This is a genomic window from Ferruginibacter sp. SUN106 (assembly GCF_050611765.1).
GTDB lineage: Bacteria > Bacteroidota > Bacteroidia > Chitinophagales > Chitinophagaceae > Ferruginibacter.
In genome coordinates, this window is record NZ_JBODJC010000004.1 from 485,770 (window position 1) to 504,064 (window position 18,295).

Below are 18,295 nucleotides of genomic sequence, written 5' to 3' on the forward strand. Positions count from 1 at the left end.
AAATGATTTTTCTATTTGTATAACTTTAAACTATGAAATATATACTGTTCTTCATGTTACTGGGTGCCGGCTCTTCAGCCATGGCTCAGCAAATACTTATTCCATATCGGGTGGGTAATTTATATGGATTAAGTAATGAAGATGGTAAAATGATTGTAGCACCGGAATATGATTACCTGGAATGGCTGCAGGAGGGATGGTTTAGAACCGGTAAAAAAGTAGTGCTGAATGATACTATTGAAACCTCTCCTAAACATTTTTTTATCCGTAACGAAACCATTACAGTAACCGGGCTGATACACCAGGGCAAAGTGATACTTAAAGATGAGCCTTACCGGAATTATGAAATCATACTGGACAGATGTATTGTAGCAAAATCGGATGAAAGAAGCAGGAGCTATACCAAAGAACAATTTAAGCGCCTGCAAACAAAGGAAAGATTTTACAGCTTGTTTGATATCAATGGAAATAATGTGTTCCCGGCTGATTTTACCCGTATAGAAAAAATGGATACAACCGGTAAAAGCAGCCTCCGTAAAAACAGGGCTCGTTATATCCTGTTTATGGCCAATCATTTTGAAAAAACAAAAACTGTGTTTGTATTCGATATGGATAAACAGATTATCAGTGATTGGCTGGTGAAGGATGCGTATACAATAAAACCATTCCTGCCTGACAATGCACAAAATGGTATTGCCTTTGAAATTACCGACAGGAATGCTGTTGTTAGTACCAAACTGATAAGTCACAGTTCCGGCAAATTTATTATCTCAGCTCCGGATGTTGGTAATTCTTCAGGTAAGCATAAGCGATATGGAAATGGTAACGAAAGCGATGTGGTTCCTGAACGGGTTATAGAGTCTTATTCTACTTTCAATGGTGATGAAACAAAAGTACCGGACATTGATCCTCCTTTGCCTGTAAAAGAAAGAACATTTCCTGTTGTCACACGTCACCAATTGATAAAAGACTCCGTTTATTATTTTGTTGAAAGTACTAAGAGTAAGGTTATGGTATTGCCGGCAGATGCAAAAGTTTTTTTTCAAAATCAGCATAGCAATATCCAGTACGGTCCGTTAATGTTTAAGCAGGAAAAATTTGGATTGATAAAAGATGGGGAATTTGGCCCGGCTATCTATGATTCATTGATTTATTTCGGCCAGAAATTTATTGCCTGGCAAACGGTCAATGGTAAATCACAATCTGGTGTGATAGAACCCGATGGCAAAGTGTTTATTCCATTGATATATGATTCCATCTGTGCAGGCATACGTTTTTTGGATACCAAAAATATGAGCATGACCACAACAACTGATGATTATCGTTTTGTTTTCAGGGAAGCTGATTCAAAATACAATTATAATAAACCGTACCCTTACAGCCGCCAGCACGATGCCATGCTTACCGTGTATCAAAACGGTAAATGTGGTGTGATAAGCATGTTAGGTCAAACGCTTATTCCGATAGAATATGAAATGGTAGCCCGTAATAATATACAAAGTAGTCATCCAAGGGAAGATGAATTTATTATACTCAAAAAAAATGGCCGCTACGGAATTGGCGATTTTAGTTATAACCGTAATCTTAAAACGAATGAATTTCAGCAAATCATTACGCCGGTATTTTTATTTACACCTTGTTTTTATTATCCCGATTACTATAATTATAAAGGCTATAAATTAATTGGTTTATACGATGACCATTTTAAATTTAAAGGGTATAGCAATGAAAAAGGCAGGTATTATTTTTTGGATAAGAATACTGCCCTTTAGTATGGATTTTGGTATAAACATAATTAAGGTATTTATTTATGGCACAGGAAATTGAAAGAAAGTATTTAGTAGATCACACAAAGTGGGGGAAACTTGAAAAACCTGCCGGAGATGTATACCGGCAAGGTTATTTATTAACGGATCCCCAAAAAACTATACGGATAAGACTGACAGCAAATCATGCTTACCTTACTATTAAAGGGCTTTCAGTTGGAGCAACAAGACCCGAATACGAATATGAAATTCCACAAGAGGATGCTAAAGAATTATTAGATAAGTTTGCCGTTACAGAATTATCAAAAACAAGGTATAAAATAATCCACCGGCATAAAACCTGGGAAGTTGATGAGTTTGCAGGTAGCAATGCAGGGCTTATTGTTGCAGAAATAGAATTAACCAGTGAAGACGGATCCTTTGATATTCCTGAATGGGTAACAGGTGAGGTTACTGGTGACGAAAAATATTATAATTCTAATTTAACTATTCGTCCTTATAAAAATTGGGATATGTAAAAAAAGGTAAAAGTGCATCCTTGTTTTTTAATTAATTATTCCACTAAACCAGTCACTATACCATGAAAAAAATACTCCTTTTTATTATTGCAGGCATTGGCATACTCCAACTCTCCGCTCAAAAAAAACTACAAGCCTTAAACCCCACCCGGCTGGGCATTTTTAAAAACGGCACCTGCTTTGTAAAAAGAGAAGGGTTGGTAAATGTTACCGAAAAAAGTTTTTATATCAAAGCACCTGATAAAGTATTGATGGGCACTTACTGGGTATTTGTAGGTAAAGAGGCGACGCTTCAATCCATTGTGGTAAAAACAGATACTTTTAAAACCAGCCACACAGCCCACGCAATCGGGGAATTTTTAGAGGCCAATGTAGGACAAAATATCACGCTGTATGGTAATGCACAAAATACAGAGTTGCGTAAACTGAGCGGTAAATTACTGGAGTACGATGCAGCTTCTGCAACAATGAAAATAGCAATTGCAAATGGTAAAACAGTTATAGCCGGAGTTGCAGGTTTTGATTGGATGGAAACAGCAGGCAATCCTCAGAACACTATTTTAAGAGATAGTATTATTCCCATTGCAAAAGTAAAACTGAATAAGCAGGCTGATAATATAGTCGTTTCAACCATCAGTTTAGAAAAAGGCGTGCAATGGTTTCCCTCTTATTTGTTTACAGTTGTAAATGATAAAGAAGCCAGGCTGGAAATGAAAGCCACTATTGTAAATGGCGAAACAGAATACAGCAATATGCCGGTTGATATTATTATTGGTAATCCCGAAATGTTTTACGGGCAAAGGCTCGACCCTGCCTGCATAGAATACCTGAACGAAAGTTTACTGGGCAGCCGCTACGATAATAATGGCCTTTCTAATACATTAAATACAGTTAATATCAGTACACAAGCCGTTGGTAATGTTTATAACTGGGCTGGCAATGACAATGATGCCGATGATCCCGGTAAAGCAGGCCAGAAACTGGAAGACCTGTATTACTACCAGTTAGGTGTAATTGATCTGGAGAAAAATGCCCGGGTAATTGTTCCGGTAATGACTGCTGCAATTTCATACTCAGAAATTTATACAGCCAGCCTGCCTTTACACAGTACTATGCTGGAAGGTGCTAACTCCATACAAACCTATCATAGCTTTTTGGTAAACAATAATACCAGTGCCCCATTAACCAGCGGTGCTGTTTTAGTGATGAATGCCGCAGGACAGCCCCTGGCACAGGCACAACTTAATTACACACCGGTAAAAGGCAGTTCAGAAATGCAATTGTCCAAGGCAATAGATGTTCAGGTAAAAAATGAGGAAGAAGAAAGTGGCCGTGAAAAAAGTACCGTCAAAAAAAATGCTACAGAGTATTATGAAAAAGTTACGCATAACGGGGTTATTAATATTATGAACTATAAAGACAAAAAAATAACCATCAGGATAAATAAAACAATTGACGGCATATTTGTTAAGGCTGATAATAACGGTAAAAGCCGCAAAATAAAATCAGAAGATGATGATGATACCATATCTCAATTATACTGGCAGGTAGAAGTGGCCCCCGGCGCTAAAATGAAATTGCAGTACACTTATTATAACCTGGATTAGTATTTTAGCAATTGATGATAAACTTAAAAATTAATGTGAAAAAATTTAACTCAGTAACATTTATCATTGCTGTATTTATTACCGGCATTTTAACGGCAATAAGTTTTTTTGCCGCTTTTGCTGAAGATGAAGGTACGCTGGGAGGAAATGTGATAGGGGTGATACTGGCCAGGCTATTCTATATTTTTCGTTTCCCTACGCACACCTTGTTTGGGATAATATTTTCCGGTAGTGGTAGTTTATTAGTGTTGGGGCTTTTTATTAATTGTTTATTTTACGGGCTGATTATTGAAAGGATAGGTTCTTTATTAACTGACAAATAAACAGTATAGCAAATGATGAAGAAAATAATGGCTCTTCCGTTATTGTTATTGGTGTTACAGTGTTTTGCACAAAAAGATACTTCAATAATACAATTTGTGAATCCTTCATCGGTTGCAGCAGCAAAAGGGTATTCCCAGGCGGCAGTGATAGATCTTGGTAATAGTAAGATGATTATCATTTCGGGGCAGATAGCACTGGACAGTGCCGGTAATTTAATTGGCAAAGCAGATATTGCAAAACAAACCGAACAGGTGTTTTTGAATATTAAAAACATTGTAGCCAGCCAGGGAGGCACAATGAAAAATGTAGTAAAGATCGGGATCTACATGCTGGATGTATCGCAGGTACAGGCAGTAAGGGAAGTGAGAAATAAATTTATCAATTCTGAAAATCCACCCGCCAGTACTTTGGTACAGGTAAGTAAATTAGTAAGAGATGATCTGTTGATTGAGATTGAAGCCACTGCCATAATTCCAAAAAAATAAATACGTTTTCTTTAAAATAAAATGAAAACAAAAATGAAACAACTATTCATTGCATTGCTTTTATTAACTACTATAACTGTAACTGCCCAGGTGCCTGCATTGCCCACCACAAAGGAAGAATTTGTAAGTTCAGAAAAAGATTTTATCGCTGCCGAAAAATGGCTTGAAACCACAGCTATCGGCACAGATACAGACAAAAGAAAACAACTGGATGCCTGGGTTACTGCATGGGTAATCAATAGCCCGACAGTAACGGTAGAGGTCAGGGCTTCAATTTTAAAACTATTTGATAAAAATTCCGAGCTCACTATTTTATTTATGGCAGGATACAGCAGGTATTGCCTTGAAAATAACTACAGCAAAGACGAACTTAAATGTAATGTTGCCGGCATAAGGGCAGCTATAAATTGCTTTAACCTGGGAGGCGATGTAAAAAATAATAAAAATCTTACCAAAGTAATTGAGCAGGAAAAGGAAGGTAAACTGGAAGAATGGGTAGCAGCAGCAATGAAAGATAAAAAGTAATTCCCCATAACCACAATAATAATTAGTATGGAAGAAATTCTGATTCCGTTCAGTAAAAAAAAGTTACGCCTCATTCTTTGTGTGGCGCTGGCATTTGTTGCAGCAGGAATTTTTTGCACTACTTTGCAGGATTCATTGTACTTCAGCGATTTCAATCTTACTGTAACCTATAAACAGTTAGGCTATTTTTTTATCAGTTTCTTTTCTATCGCAGCGATTATATTGGTTTATAAAATGTGGGATAAAAGCCCTAAGCTTATCATCGATAAACTGGGTATCACCGATAAAACAGGTAATACCGAAATTTTCTGGAGAGACATTACAAAACTTTCTGTATTTACAACGCATGGCCAGCGAATGTTGATGATACATGTTACTAATCCGCAGGAATATATCGACAGGCAAACTAAGACCATTAACCGCAAATCCATGTGGGTAAATTATAAAATGCATGGCACCCCGCTAAGCATCAATACCAATACCCTTGATATTTCTACAGATGAACTCATCAAAATTATTAACGAGCGTTGCAATTTTCCTGCTGCGGCGTTATAGGTATTCTTAACATTCCTTTATAATAAAACAGCTCAATAATTTACAGCCTTGTAAATTCTGGCATTTTATTTGGCAATCCTGTTGCGAATCAAACGTAATAACTATGAAAAAGCTTTCAGTTTTTTTCGCATTCATTTTATCCGGTTTTATTTACAATGCACAAGCCCAGGTAAGGGTAAATGTTAATATTAATACGCAGCCTCAATGGGGCCCGGCAGGGTACGATTATGCAGAATATTATTACATGCCCGATATGGATGTGTATTATAGTGTGCCGCAAAGGCAATTTATTTATCTGCAGGGCCGCAACTGGATGTTCTCTGCTTCTTTACCGTCGCAATACCGTGATTATGATCTGTACAGCTGTTATAAAGTAGTGGTGAATGAGCCACGCCCTTACCTGCGCTGTGATGAATACAGGTCAAGGTATGCATCGTACCGTGGCAGAAGAGACCAGGTAATATTGCGTGACAGATGGGAAAGGCACGATAATGGCAATCACTATGGCTGGAGAAACCAGGATAAACATGGTGGCTACGATCGTGGCCGTGGCCACGGACATGGTAAATGGAAAGACAGGGATTAATTGTGGCTGGGGACAATGGTAACGTTCTAAAATAAATCAGCCCGTGAGTTTTTAAAATCACGGGCTGATTTATTTTATTTATTGCTGTAATCTGTAGCAGATTAATCTGCGCCAAGTATTACTATCAATGCATAGATAACACCCGGTAACCAGAAAAGTAATGTAAGTAACAGATCGATCCAGAATTTACTGTTGATCTCGCCCTGGTGAAGGTACACCGCTAATGGTGGTAAAATGATGGCTAATATTACTAATAACAAGGTATTAGTACTGGTTTCTCCACCGCTTTTTTTGGCTGCTTTGTAAGCTTTCAATTCTTTTTTTACATCTTTAAAACGTTCTTTTTTTTCTTTATGGGAAAGACTTTTAAAGTCTGCCATTGCCGATTTTAAAGAAGCAGAATCTGGTAATGCTACCCTTGGGCCTGGTCCGGCAATTTCTCCCGGCGCTACCGCAGCGTAAGCAGGACTAAAAAATAGTGTAAAAGCAAAAAACAAACTTGTGAGTGCGAAAACGGTTTTTTTCATAAAAGTATATTTTGGTTGTTAAAATGCCGAAGGCATAAAGTTATCTGATTCAGTTTAATAGACGTAAAAAAAATATACAGGTTGCATCGGTTGGTGTGTATAAATTGTATTATTGCTTTACCACCTCTATGCTTGCAGCACCAATCTTCTTATTTTTTTTGGTATTGAATAACTCTATGACCACTCTGCCCGGGTCATTAACACGAACTATAAATTTTCCTTCCGCAATTTGTTTAATGGTGCCTTTTGATATGGTCAATTGCAGGTCTTCAGGTTTTACTTTTTCAGCGGTCACGGTTATAATATTATCAGTTGCTGCAAAAAGCAGGTGCGGTACTTTAGTGGTGATATCAAAAGTTTCATCAATTACTGCAAAAGTTATTGGTTGCCTTCTGTAAGCATTTACAACCCTGCCGTTTTGCTGAGCAGGAATCCATTTTCCTGATTTTTCTATTACACGAATCACCTCGTCTTCTATACCATAACCTAATTTTGTTTCAGCTTTTATATCGGTAAGGGTACCATCTTTACTTACAATAAATTTTACTACAGTTGTATAATAACCTGCCGGGGCACCATTTTTTTCCGGTACATCAGCTTTCAGGTTTTTCATCAGGTATTTTTTCCAGCCATCCAAACCGCCGGGAAATGCAGCTTCCTGCTCTACACGGCTAAATATTTTGTCATCGGAATCGCCGTTATCAGCCGGGGGTGGCGGGGTATCCTGGGCAAAACTAATGGTGGCACTAAAAAGGGAAACAAAAAGAGTAAATGTTTTTAAAGGGTGCATTGTCTTTATTTTTTTGGAAAGATAAAATATTTTCATTGCGTTAGTATATTAAAAAATGATATTTTTCAATGTACTGCAGCATGGTTGAGTGCAGCTGGCAGACTCAGTGTTCATGGGTATATTATAAACCAATTATTTTTTTTAGTTTAGCGAACCTAAAAACCTGAAATGGAAAAGCAACCATCACCCCATTCACCCGCCTCAATTGCCAGGAATATCGGCATCGGTGTTGTGACACCTGTACTTGCGGCAACTATAATTTATTTTTTGGGATTCAACCGAAATGAAGGTTCTGATTTTAAAAAGAAAAAAGAAGCCACTATAAAAACCTGGACGGCATATGTACAAAACAGGGGGATATTAAGCTCCGTATTTAAAGAATTTGAACATGTAGATACAACTATGGAAATAGAAACTTTGCGTAATAATATTTACCATGAAATAGATATTACCATAGATAATATGGAAAATATAAAAAAGGAGCCTAATGCAGATCAACGGGTGTATTCCACCATCGATATTGTTGAGCAACAGATAAAGGATATGAAACCCATCATGGGTAAAATGATCGACGATATGATTACTTTTTCATCTGCAGAACAAACACCGGAATCTGTTGAAGTATTTCAGCAACAACAAAAGGAGGATGTATCAAGGAAAATGCATGGACTAATGCAGAGAGATTCAATAAGGCTGGCTACTTTTTATGAAGGGCTTAATAAAGATTACAATATCACACTTCCCAAACATTAATCAGCTGCATATTGAAAGCATATATTGCTGTTAGTTTCAACAAAAGACAAAGTGTAAATGATGTGATTGACATTATTACCACAGCGCTGAAACAGTTTTCTGTAGAGTCATTTGTTTTTGCAGATCATTATCATTTTGCTCCGGATGAAGAAACGCAAATGATGCAACAAGCTATGGCTGCTATAGATAACAGCGATATAGTGATCGCCGAAACTTCTCACAAAGCCATTGGCATTGGGGTAGAAGTGGGGTATGCAAAAGCTAAACAGGTGCCTGTAATATATATGCGGCAAAAAAATGCCCCACACTCCACTACAGTTGCAGGCATAAGCGACTTCCATGTTATTTATGCTGATGCCAATGATCTGCAACAACAACTTCACACCTTAATGGTATCGGTATTAAAAAGATAGACAGCCATTTTTATAAGCTGATCTTACCGCCAAAATAAAATAAGTATTAGTTATTGGGCAAGCAGTAATTTTACACCTACAAAAAATAAAAAATGGAAATAGAAATATTCACACTTTGTGATTTTGCACAGGATAATAATTCCAAGCTGACGATTGTTGGCACTTTCGATAGTATCAACGCCAGGCAGTTTCCGGTACAACACCCTGCCTGTGCAGTAGCCTGCAGGTTAAGGTTTGCGGCTAAAGAAGCGGGCGACCACGATTTTAAACTACGCATGACAGATCCTGCAGGTAAGGAAACCATACAGCCTATCCAGGGTAATATCAACATACCACCGCCTGCAAATGGCCAGGTTGTTGCTATTAATTTAGTAGTTAATTTTAACCAGCTGCAGTTTGCCGCGGCCGGCCGCTATGCTTTTGAATTGCATATAGACGGAGAATGGAAGAGCGGGCTTTCTTTGTTCCTTAACCAGGTAATGTAACTTTTAAATACTATCAACGATGAAAGGTAAACAGCACTCTATTGTCCTGCTGTTTGTGTTAAGCATTGGCGCTTGCAAAAACACAAAGATCAGCAGGTCTGCTACGGGTGAGCCGGTTGCTGCTGAAACAATTCGGTTACCTGCTCCGTTTGCCACACCTTCAGTAAGAAATGTACCTAAAGTCATTGGCTGGCCCCAGGGTAAAACACCCATTGCACCGGAGGGTTTTGCAGTTACAAAATTTGCCGAAGGACTGGATAATCCCCGCTGGATATACGTAGCACCTAATGGAGATATTTTTATTGCAATGGCCAATACCATCAGCGATGGGTTTACCAAAACAGCCAGCGACAAAAAGCCTGGCAAAAGCAGTAACACTATTTTATTATTAAGGGATAAAGACGGAGATGGAATACCCGAAGTAAAAAATGTCTTTTTAAAGGGCTTGAACCGTCCGCTGGGTATGCTGATACTGAATGGTAAATTTTATGTTGGCAATACGAATGGTTTATGGATGTATCCTTATGAAGAGGGGCAAACCGAAATGACTGCGGAAGGTACTAAGATTTTAGACCTGCCAGCCGGCGGTTATAATAATCACTGGACAAGAAATGTAATTGCTAATGCAGCCGGTACCAAACTCTATGTAAGTGTGGGTTCGGGTAGCAATGTTGCAGAACACGGTATTGATAATGAAAAAAGAAGGGCCAATATCCTGGAAATAAATCCCGATGGAAGCGGAGAAAGAATTTATGCCAGCGGTTTGCGTAACCCTGTTGGTATGGATTGGGCAACGGGAACTAATACATTATGGACGGCCGTAAATGAAAGAGATAACCTTGGAGATGACCTGGTACCGGATTATGCCACCAGCGTAAAAGAGAATGGATTTTACGGATGGCCCTATGCTTATTATGGCAAAAATGCCGACCCAAGAATGAATGGCGAAAGAATGGATTTGGTAAATACTACCATTACTCCGGATGTGTCAATGGGTTCACACACAGCATCTTTAGGGTTAGTATTTAATAAAAAAGATTATTTAACAACGCCCTATTTTGGCGGTATGTTTGTGGGGCAACACGGTTCCTGGAACAGGAGTTTACTTTCGGGTTATAAAGTGGTATTTGTGCCTTTTAGCAATGGTAAACCTTCGGGGCCGGTGCAGGATTTTTTAACCGGCTTTATAACAAGCCAGGGGAGTAATGATGTTTATGGCAGGCCGGTTGGTGTTGCCTTTACAAACGATGGGGCCTTACTTGTGGCTGATGATGCCGGTAAAACTATCTGGCGGGTTATCAAAAAATAAACTGCATTGTTGCAGTTTTTAAGAATAGCTAAATCCCTTTCTGTAGCCACTTTAGCAGGTCTATATTCATAAACAAGCTTTTATAAAAATCAGGCGTATAATGTACAGGTAGTTTTACTAAAAAAACAACCTAGTTTCACGCAGCCCTTCTATAGCAATAAGCTTTAATTTTACATTGAATTTATTTCTAATCCAAACTCATTTTTATGAAAAACAAACTTCTACTACTTTTAGTAACTGTGCTTTTCCTGGTATCTTGTTCACGTTCGATAACTATGCAGCAAGCGGCAAACAGTAGTTACAGGAGTTCAAGAACTGTAAGATAAAAGTTACAACTACGGTTACGGATCTCTAAGAGGTCAGCTAAAAATCGTTGCACTAATTCATTTATTTGAGTTGGTATTACCATTCTTTATACAAGCCAATCTTATCATTGTAAATCAACTCAGCTTTTGATTGAAATATTAAATGTAATTTAATTGAAGTAAAGTATTGTATTTAATTAATAAACAATTGATTAAATTGTTTTAAAAAAATTACACATACTGTATTTTTAGCCTTTTCTACCTGAATTTTTTTGTGAAGTAAATTCTTGTTTTCGTTAAATTAATCCGGAAGATATTCCCGGGTACCATCAGTTAGCATCTGATTCAAAATAGAAAACTGCTGTAGCCGGGCAAATCGCTCAGCATTTTTCACCCATATTAAAAATTATTTTCGGCCTCTTCGGCAACCTGAATTTCCTTGCCTGGAATTTTTTTATGAACCAATAACCATCTTAATAATTCACACGTCTTACTATCAGGCAGTGGCCTCATTTACTTACAATGCAATATCTTTATAAAACCGAGACAGATATAAGGATTAAATATGTTCAAGCGCTTGCGGTATATTTTTTTAGCTGTTGTATTTATGATGCATCATCGTGTCCATGCCCAAGAGCCAGGTAATGACCAGGATACTTTTTTCCTGGCAAAGAAAAAAGGGTTACTGGGGCGGCTGGGCAAAAGCATATCCACTTACACTCCGGATGAACCTCCTCAGAAAATAGAAAACCAATATTTGAGATATAAGGGCAAGATCATCCGTTCGGTAAAGATGATACGCCTGGGTTTTGAATGTAGTATTTATGATACCTGCGATATCAAAAATAATTTTGGCATCAGGATGGCCAATGCATTTCACAAAAATTCAAGAGAGAAGGTAATAGAACATAATTTATTTTTCAGGCAGGGTGGCCGTTTTTATCCTTACCTGGTGGCCGATAATGAAAGGTATTTACGTGATCTTTCTTACATACAGGATGCAAGGATTGTGGTGGATTTTGCAGAAGGTTCTGCAGATTCTGTTGATGTGGTGGTGCTGACAAAAGACATTTTTTCTTTGGGAGGAAAAGTAAAAATAGATACCCGTACACGGGGGCGGTTGGAATTGCAGGACGAAAACATCGGGGGCAGTGCTACACGTATACTGGTAAGTGGGTTATATGATGAAGCAAGGAGTCCGCACCAGGCTTTTAATGCAGAGCTTACCAAACGCAATATTGGCGGATCTTTTATAGACTGGACGCTTGGGTATAACAGCTTTGCCCCCTCATTCAGCAGTGGCAGAAGGGAGGAAAGTAATTTCTTCACACGATGGGAAAAGCCACTGGTAACACCTTACATTCCCAGTACCGGCGCATTAGAAGCCGGTTATTACAGCACTAACAATGCTTATGTTAATGATTCTTTGTACCAATCTGATTTCCGGTACACCTACTATAATATAGATGGGTGGCTGGGCTATAGCCTGGATAGTAAACGCAGGTTATATGCCAACAAGGAAATAAGGGTGCATAAGTTTGCCGCCTTACGTGCATTTAACCAGCATTTTTTTAACCTGCCTACCAGGTACAAAACCGAGTTTGATTACCGCTATACCAATTTCATTGGCGTGCTGGGTTCTATCGATGTATTTAAACAGAGTTTTTATAAAACCAACTTTATCTATGGTTTTGGCAGAAATGAAGATGTACCGGAAGGATTCAGCGTGTCTTTAACCGGTGGCTGGTTAAAAAAACAACAGCTTAAAAGGCCTTATGGCGGCATTGATTTTAATTTGACCAACTTTAAAAAGAGGGGGCTGTACAGTAATTTCACACTCAGCGGTGGCGGCTTTTTTTATCGCCGGCGTTTTGAAGACATGACTTTTCTATTTAACATAGAACACTTTACCCGGTTAAAAAAACTGAACAGCAAATGGTACCAGCGTACGTTTATTACTTCTGGTATTACGGCGCAGGTAAACCCGGTGTTAAATGCACCACTGTTTATCAACAGCAGTTATGCGTTGCCCTATTTTAACCCCGAGAATATTAATTCAGACCTGCGTGGTACAATAAAACTGGAATCGGTGTATTATAACACCAATAAAATACTGGGCTTCAGGCTGGCGCCATTTGTATTCACCGATCTAAGTTTGCTTAAACCCGTAAAAGAAAATTTAAATAAAAGTGATCTGTACACTGCTGTAGGTGGAGGTATCCGCACCCGTAACGAAAACCTGGTATTTGGTACCATCGAATTGAAAGGCTATTATTTCCCCCGTACTAATGCCGATATGAGGGTGTGGAAAGTGGAGCTGAGTACCAATATCCGTTTTAAGTATAACAGCACTTTTATCAGGCGCCCGGGTTTTGTAAATGTTAATTAAAAATAGTACCGGGCATAAAAAAACACCCGCCACCAGGCAGATGTTTTTTGTATAAATAAGTTGGAGAAATTACATCAGGTCTAAAGCCTTTGCAAAAAAGGTAACATTAAAAGGAAGCACCATTGAACAATAAGCACCTATTGGTGAATACAATACTGCAAAAAATCCTGCTACAGAAAGTAAAAATAGTATCCAGTAAAGTCCGGTATTCTTTTTGGTTGTTTCCATTTCTAATTATTTTTTGCAAATATAAGGCAGAAGAATAGATGCTGTAACATTTACACAAAAAAAACTGGTAGTTTATACACTTATTGTAACGTTTTGTTCATTTTTTAATGTGTATTTTTTACATTTTGCTATAAAGGTTTTATATTGCCCCCTGATTAAGACCTTGTTTGCTAATGACTATACATTTTTACTTACGGTTTTCCACACACTTTGGCCAGTCGATTTTCATTAGTGGCAATAATGATGTGCTGGGCAATAATGATTTTTCCAAAGCTTTTCCCATTCAATACCTTAATAACGAACTCTGGCATGGCAGTATCAATATCGATACGGTTAAGGAGTTGAACACCATTCAGTATAAATATATTTTAAGAGAAGAAGGCAAGGAAGAAACAGTAGAATTTGGAGATGACAGGATTGCAGAACTCGATAATGTACAGGCTGAGGAACTGGTATTTTTTGATACCTGGAACTATTCCGGCGAAATAGAAAATGTGTACTTTACCCAGGCATTCCAGGATGTTTTATTAAAAACGCCTGCTGCCGTTGCAAAAATTACCGCAAAATCTCCTAAAGCCTATACCCATGAATTCAGGGTTAAAGCGCCTATTTTAAGTGAGGATGAAGCCATTTGTATTACTGGCGGTGCCACTGTTTTAAATAATTGGTCTACCGAAAAACCTGTACTGCTCACCAAAAATAAAACCTGGTGGAAAGTAAGGTTGAACCTGGGTAAGGAAACTTTTCCGGTAGCTTATAAGTACGGCATCTACAATGTAAAAAACAAAAAGTTCAAGGCATTTGAAAATGGTAATAACAGAACCGTATCCGGCGATGCAGCAAAGAAAAAGATCACTATCAACCACGATGGTTTTATTAACGCAGCTTATACACCCTGGAAAGGTGCCGGTGTGGCTATTCCTGTTTTTAGTTTGCGTAGCAAAAACAGTTTTGGTACCGGAGAATTTGCCGATATAAAATTATTGGTGGATTGGGCAAAGAAAACAGGCTTAAAACTCATACAGGTTTTACCGCTTAATGACACCACAGCTACGCATACCTGGAAAGATTCTTATCCTTATGCAGCCATCTCTGCATTTGCGTTGCATCCGCTGTTTTTAAATTTAGAGAAAACAGCAGGTGCATCACAAGCCACATTCATTAAATCGCTGAAGAAAAAACAACAGCAATTAAATGCGTTGGAGGAGATGGATTATGATAGTGTGATCAAATTCAAACTGTCTGCCATCAAAGAAATTTACACGGCTAAAAAAGATATTTTTAAAGACGATACGGCATACTTTGAATTCTTTGAGCTCAATCGCCATTGGCTGGTACCGTATGCTGCATTTTGTTTTTTAAGAGATAAATACAACACTTCTGATTTCAGCAGCTGGAAGACCAATAGTGTGTATGATGAGAATGCGATCCAGCGTTTGGTGAGCCCTTCACAAAAACACTATGATGATATTGCGGTGCATTATTTTACACAATATCATTTGCATTTACAATTAACAGAAGCTACTGCTTACGCACATAAAAACGGCATTGCAGTAAAAGGCGATATTCCTATTGGTATTTACAGAAATAGTGTGGATGCATGGATGGCACCGAAGCTTTACAATATGGATGCGCAGGCAGGTGCACCTCCGGACGATTTTGCTATTAAAGGACAGAACTGGGGATTTCCTACCTACAACTGGAAGGCCATGCAGGAAGATGATTTTACCTGGTGGCGGCAGCGCTTTGAGCAGATGAGTAATTACTTTGATGCTTTCCGTATCGATCATATTTTGGGCTTCTTCCGCATATGGAGTATTCCTTTAACTGCCGTGGAAGGTATTATGGGCAGATTTGAACCTGCTATTCCCATTCACATTAATGAATTGTTTGAAAGAAATATTTCCTACGAATGGCACCGCTATTGCAAACCTTATATTACCGAAGGAGTATTGTACGAATTGTTTGGCGAAGAAGTAAATTATGTAAAGGAACATTTTTTAGATCATTACGAATTAAAAGAAACCTTTAATACACAACGAAAAGTAGAGCATTATTTTGCTGCCAATAATGACAGTGATAATAAAATAAAGCAGGGCCTTTTCGACCTGATCAGTAATGTCATCTTGTTTGAAGAAGAAGGAACGCAGGGGCAAAAATTCCATTTTCGTATTGGTATGGAGCAAACTTCATCTTTTAGAGATTTAGACGGCCACTCGCAATATGAATTGAAAGAATTATTTGTGAATTATTTTTTCCGCAGGCAGGATGATTTTTGGGAGAAGGAAGCTATGCATAAATTACCTGGGTTAAAACGCAGCACCAATATGTTGATCTGTGGCGAAGACCTTGGTATGGTGCCGCATTGTGTACCCGATGTAATGAAACAACTTGGGATCTTAAGTTTGGAAATTCAGCGGATGCCTAAGAAAAGTACCAGTGAATTTTTCCATCCTAATGATGCGCCATACATGAGTGTGGTTACGCCAAGTACGCACGACATGAGTACCATACGTGGCTGGTGGCAGGAAGACAGGATTAAAACACAACGTTTTTACAATACCATAATGGGGCGCTATGGCGAAGCACCGTATTTCTGCGAGCCATGGGTGAATAAAGAAATTGTAACCGAACATTTATATTGTCCTGCTATGTGGAGCATTTTTCAACTGCAGGACTGGCTGGGCATCAGCGAAAAACTAAGGCGGCAAAACCCGGATGACGAACGCATCAACATTCCCGCTAATCCTAATCATTACTGGAGATACCGCATGCACATTAATCTTGAAGACCTGTTGAAAGAAGATGAATTTAATGAGGAAGTGAAGGGTTATGTGATGTCGAGTGGCAGGTAATAAACAGTCAATAAAAAAATCTCCCCTGGCCGGTGTCCTCACCGACCAACAATACTTATAGAAATGTTAATGTTGCCTGTTGCACTCCATTTGCATACTATTCACCATATCGGTACGTTGTAGCTGCATTCCCTGCAAAATCATTTACTAACATTATCCATTGTTATGAGTATCACCAAAACGATCCTGGTTAGCTTTCTTATTATTTGCTGTTCAGTTATTACTAATGCACAGACAGGTTCAGCCGGCAAAGACTCTGCACTACTCAAATTGAATTTTACCACATTTGAAGGTGAGAAGATCATAACTAAAGTGCATTTTGAAAATACCGCTACTCATAAAATCATCAATTTTAAAACGGATCAAAACGGGGTGGCTGCATGTTTGCTACGTATTGGCGAAAATTTTGCTATTACTATTGATAACTCCGAAGATTCCTATGAATATACAATTCCTGATGCGGATGGAGAAGCATTGAACTTTACTTTTAAATATCACCTGCAGGAAAAAATTATTCCATCCGGCGTTATAAGATTATTTAATAAAAAAGATCTAAAAGATATCAGTATCAAAACAAACAATAATTCAACGCAGGTACTCAGGATAACTAACGATACGGTGCATTTTTCTGTAAATGGAAATGAGCAATACCTGGTTCAATCTTCGGGAGTTACTATAAAAAATAACACTATAAAAATCAGGAACGCCGAAGACGCCGTATTAAATTATATACTTTACTTCAGTGATGATACGCATGCAGAACTGATTGCTATTGATAGTTTTAAATCAGTGATCAATGTAGTGTATAAAAATCTGTATGATAAACCTGTAGTGGGGGATACTATTGTGGTGAAGGGGAAAAAAATGGCTGAGCATAAGATCAGGACTTCGGCCAATGGCAGCGCCATAGTAATATTGCCTGCTGATGATCAATATACCATATCATTAAAATACTTTCCCAATGTGTATGATATCAATATCGAAAAAGAGAACCACCTTATTCTTGCCAACGATCTTATTTTAAATTACCCCAGTGTAAAAGAATTTGAAAAACAGAAAAAAGAAGAAGCAGCTTTTATAGCCCGGAGAGATTCAATTTATAAAGCAGTAGAGAAGATTAAAGAATTGAAATTGGAGAGTTTAATACCAAAAGTTACCTACGATGTGGAACTTGCAGCAAAAGAATTAAAAAAAGATCCTAAGTTTTTTGAAAAAGAACAGAATGTGGTATGTGCTGTTTTAAACCGGAACAAATGGCCATCCCGTATGATTGTAACAGATGTTACAGGAAGTATGTATCCATATATGCAGCAGATCGCTTTGTGGCATACGCTGGAAATGATGGATAAGTCGTCTTCAGACTATGTATTCTTTAATGATGGCGATAATAAACCTGATAACCTGAAAGTAATTGGAAAAACAGGTGGTATTTATAGTTGTTTAAAAAACTTGCCTGACTCTGTAATAAAAACAATGTACACCGCAATGGAAAAAGGGAGCGGAGGCGATGCTCCCGAAAATGATATTGAGGCTTTATTGAAAAGTATAGAATTAAAATCACCAGATGCTACTGTTATTTTGATAGCCGATAATTTAAGTCCGGTAAAAGATATGGCCTTGCTATACGATGTTAAAGTGCCGGTAAGAGTAGTGCTTTGTGGTACAGGTATGGGCTGGGTAAATACCGATTATATTGAATTGGCCTACAGAACAGGCGGCAGCATACATACTATTGAACAGGATATTTTTAATCTTACTGATTTGCACGATAACGATACCATTAAAATAGCGGGTACAATCTATAAATTTTCCGGAGGCCGTTTCTTTCCGTTATCAACACGGTTGTAACCAATTCATTTCAATAGTGAGATTCAT

The 18,295-nt window shown here is 38.1% G+C and carries 18 protein-coding genes; 15 read left to right on the forward strand and 3 right to left on the reverse strand.

Annotated elements, in window-relative coordinates:
* The first annotated feature begins 32 nt into the window (after positions 1-32).
* From ACQ334_RS18145 to ACQ334_RS18180, 8 genes are all read left to right on the forward strand, one after another.
* The gene (locus tag ACQ334_RS18145) at positions 33-1,772 is read left to right on the forward strand and encodes a WG repeat-containing protein (RefSeq protein ID WP_430989671.1); all 1,740 of its coding nucleotides are present in this window, start codon (positions 33-35) and stop codon (positions 1,770-1,772) included.
* A gap of 38 nt (positions 1,773-1,810) precedes the next feature.
* Positions 1,811-2,284: a CYTH domain-containing protein gene (locus tag ACQ334_RS18150; protein ID WP_430989672.1), complete on the forward strand. Its 474-nt coding sequence runs from the start codon at positions 1,811-1,813 to the stop codon at positions 2,282-2,284.
* Positions 2,285-2,346: 62 nt separating this feature from the next.
* Positions 2,347-3,891, forward strand: coding sequence for a hypothetical protein (locus ACQ334_RS18155; RefSeq protein ID WP_430989673.1), 1,545 nt, complete (start codon positions 2,347-2,349; stop codon positions 3,889-3,891).
* A gap of 35 nt (positions 3,892-3,926) precedes the next feature.
* Positions 3,927-4,214 (forward strand): hypothetical protein, encoded by a 288-nt coding sequence (locus ACQ334_RS18160; RefSeq protein ID WP_430989674.1) that lies wholly within the window; start codon positions 3,927-3,929, stop codon positions 4,212-4,214.
* A gap of 12 nt (positions 4,215-4,226) precedes the next feature.
* On the forward strand, positions 4,227-4,700 hold the full coding sequence (locus ACQ334_RS18165; RefSeq protein ID WP_430989675.1) for a RidA family protein: 474 nt from the start codon (positions 4,227-4,229) through the stop codon (positions 4,698-4,700).
* 33 nt (positions 4,701-4,733) lie between these two features.
* Complete coding sequence (locus ACQ334_RS18170; RefSeq protein ID WP_430989676.1) at positions 4,734-5,225, forward strand: hypothetical protein; 492 nt, start codon at positions 4,734-4,736, stop codon at positions 5,223-5,225.
* Between the two features lie 27 nt (positions 5,226-5,252).
* Positions 5,253-5,780, forward strand: coding sequence for an STM3941 family protein (locus ACQ334_RS18175; protein ID WP_430989677.1), 528 nt, complete (start codon positions 5,253-5,255; stop codon positions 5,778-5,780).
* A gap of 103 nt (positions 5,781-5,883) precedes the next feature.
* Entirely contained in the window at positions 5,884-6,366 is a 483-nt protein-coding gene (locus ACQ334_RS18180; protein ID WP_430989678.1) for a hypothetical protein, read from the forward strand.
* 101 nt (positions 6,367-6,467) lie between these two features.
* Here the strand turns inward: ACQ334_RS18180 and ACQ334_RS18185 are convergent, their stop codons facing one another.
* Entirely contained in the window at positions 6,468-6,893 is a 426-nt protein-coding gene (locus ACQ334_RS18185) for a YqaE/Pmp3 family membrane protein (protein ID WP_430989679.1), read from the reverse strand.
* 109 nt (positions 6,894-7,002) lie between these two features.
* A complete protein-coding gene (locus ACQ334_RS18190; RefSeq protein WP_430989680.1) occupies positions 7,003-7,683 on the reverse strand; it encodes an energy transducer TonB in 681 nt (226 codons plus the stop codon).
* A gap of 168 nt (positions 7,684-7,851) precedes the next feature.
* Here ACQ334_RS18190 and ACQ334_RS18195 point away from each other — a divergent pair, with 168 nt between their 5' ends.
* The 5 genes from ACQ334_RS18195 (at position 7,852) to ACQ334_RS18215 (ending at position 13,337) form a co-directional block, all read left to right on the forward strand.
* Entirely contained in the window at positions 7,852-8,436 is a 585-nt protein-coding gene (locus ACQ334_RS18195) for a hypothetical protein (RefSeq protein WP_430989681.1), read from the forward strand.
* An 11-nt stretch (positions 8,437-8,447) separates the two neighbouring features.
* Complete coding sequence (locus ACQ334_RS18200; protein WP_430989682.1) at positions 8,448-8,849, forward strand: nucleoside 2-deoxyribosyltransferase; 402 nt, start codon at positions 8,448-8,450, stop codon at positions 8,847-8,849.
* Positions 8,850-8,941: 92 nt separating this feature from the next.
* Complete coding sequence (locus tag ACQ334_RS18205; protein ID WP_430989683.1) at positions 8,942-9,334, forward strand: DUF6941 family protein; 393 nt, start codon at positions 8,942-8,944, stop codon at positions 9,332-9,334.
* Positions 9,335-9,353: 19 nt separating this feature from the next.
* Positions 9,354-10,643 carry a PQQ-dependent sugar dehydrogenase gene (locus ACQ334_RS18210; protein ID WP_430989684.1) on the forward strand — a complete coding sequence of 430 codons (1,290 nt, stop codon included), beginning with the start codon at positions 9,354-9,356 and terminating at the stop codon, positions 10,641-10,643.
* An 882-nt stretch (positions 10,644-11,525) separates the two neighbouring features.
* Positions 11,526-13,337 carry a hypothetical protein gene (locus tag ACQ334_RS18215; protein WP_430989685.1) on the forward strand — a complete coding sequence of 604 codons (1,812 nt, stop codon included), beginning with the start codon at positions 11,526-11,528 and terminating at the stop codon, positions 13,335-13,337.
* A 69-nt stretch (positions 13,338-13,406) separates the two neighbouring features.
* On the opposite strand, the gene ACQ334_RS18220 is transcribed toward ACQ334_RS18215, so the two are convergent.
* On the reverse strand, positions 13,407-13,565 hold the full coding sequence (locus tag ACQ334_RS18220) for a hypothetical protein (RefSeq protein WP_430989686.1): 159 nt from the start codon (positions 13,563-13,565) through the stop codon (positions 13,407-13,409).
* A gap of 173 nt (positions 13,566-13,738) precedes the next feature.
* Here ACQ334_RS18220 and ACQ334_RS18225 point away from each other — a divergent pair, with 173 nt between their 5' ends.
* Both ACQ334_RS18225 and ACQ334_RS18230 read left to right on the forward strand, forming a co-directional pair.
* Positions 13,739-16,420: a 4-alpha-glucanotransferase gene (locus ACQ334_RS18225; protein ID WP_430989687.1), complete on the forward strand. Its 2,682-nt coding sequence runs from the start codon at positions 13,739-13,741 to the stop codon at positions 16,418-16,420.
* Positions 16,421-16,585: 165 nt separating this feature from the next.
* Positions 16,586-18,268 carry a hypothetical protein gene (locus tag ACQ334_RS18230; RefSeq protein WP_430989688.1) on the forward strand — a complete coding sequence of 561 codons (1,683 nt, stop codon included), beginning with the start codon at positions 16,586-16,588 and terminating at the stop codon, positions 18,266-18,268.
* Positions 18,269-18,295: the final 27 nt, after the last annotated feature.

Coding starts and splice junctions, on each gene's coding strand:
- ACQ334_RS18220 (WP_430989686.1), bottom strand. CDS start 13,565: ATGGAAACAACCAAAAAGAATACCGGACTTTACTGGATACTATTTTTA.
- ACQ334_RS18185 (WP_430989679.1), bottom strand. CDS start 6,893: ATGAAAAAAACCGTTTTCGCACTCACAAGTTTGTTTTTTGCTTTTACA.
- ACQ334_RS18145 (WP_430989671.1), top strand. CDS start 33: ATGAAATATATACTGTTCTTCATGTTACTGGGTGCCGGCTCTTCAGCC.
- ACQ334_RS18175 (WP_430989677.1), top strand. CDS start 5,253: ATGGAAGAAATTCTGATTCCGTTCAGTAAAAAAAAGTTACGCCTCATT.
- ACQ334_RS18150 (WP_430989672.1), top strand. CDS start 1,811: ATGGCACAGGAAATTGAAAGAAAGTATTTAGTAGATCACACAAAGTGG.
- ACQ334_RS18195 (WP_430989681.1), top strand. CDS start 7,852: ATGGAAAAGCAACCATCACCCCATTCACCCGCCTCAATTGCCAGGAAT.
- ACQ334_RS18155 (WP_430989673.1), top strand. CDS start 2,347: ATGAAAAAAATACTCCTTTTTATTATTGCAGGCATTGGCATACTCCAA.
- ACQ334_RS18180 (WP_430989678.1), top strand. CDS start 5,884: ATGAAAAAGCTTTCAGTTTTTTTCGCATTCATTTTATCCGGTTTTATT.
- ACQ334_RS18170 (WP_430989676.1), top strand. CDS start 4,734: ATGAAACAACTATTCATTGCATTGCTTTTATTAACTACTATAACTGTA.
- ACQ334_RS18190 (WP_430989680.1), bottom strand. CDS start 7,683: ATGCACCCTTTAAAAACATTTACTCTTTTTGTTTCCCTTTTTAGTGCC.
- ACQ334_RS18165 (WP_430989675.1), top strand. CDS start 4,227: ATGATGAAGAAAATAATGGCTCTTCCGTTATTGTTATTGGTGTTACAG.
- ACQ334_RS18230 (WP_430989688.1), top strand. CDS start 16,586: ATGAGTATCACCAAAACGATCCTGGTTAGCTTTCTTATTATTTGCTGT.
- ACQ334_RS18205 (WP_430989683.1), top strand. CDS start 8,942: ATGGAAATAGAAATATTCACACTTTGTGATTTTGCACAGGATAATAAT.
- ACQ334_RS18210 (WP_430989684.1), top strand. CDS start 9,354: ATGAAAGGTAAACAGCACTCTATTGTCCTGCTGTTTGTGTTAAGCATT.
- ACQ334_RS18225 (WP_430989687.1), top strand. CDS start 13,739: ATGACTATACATTTTTACTTACGGTTTTCCACACACTTTGGCCAGTCG.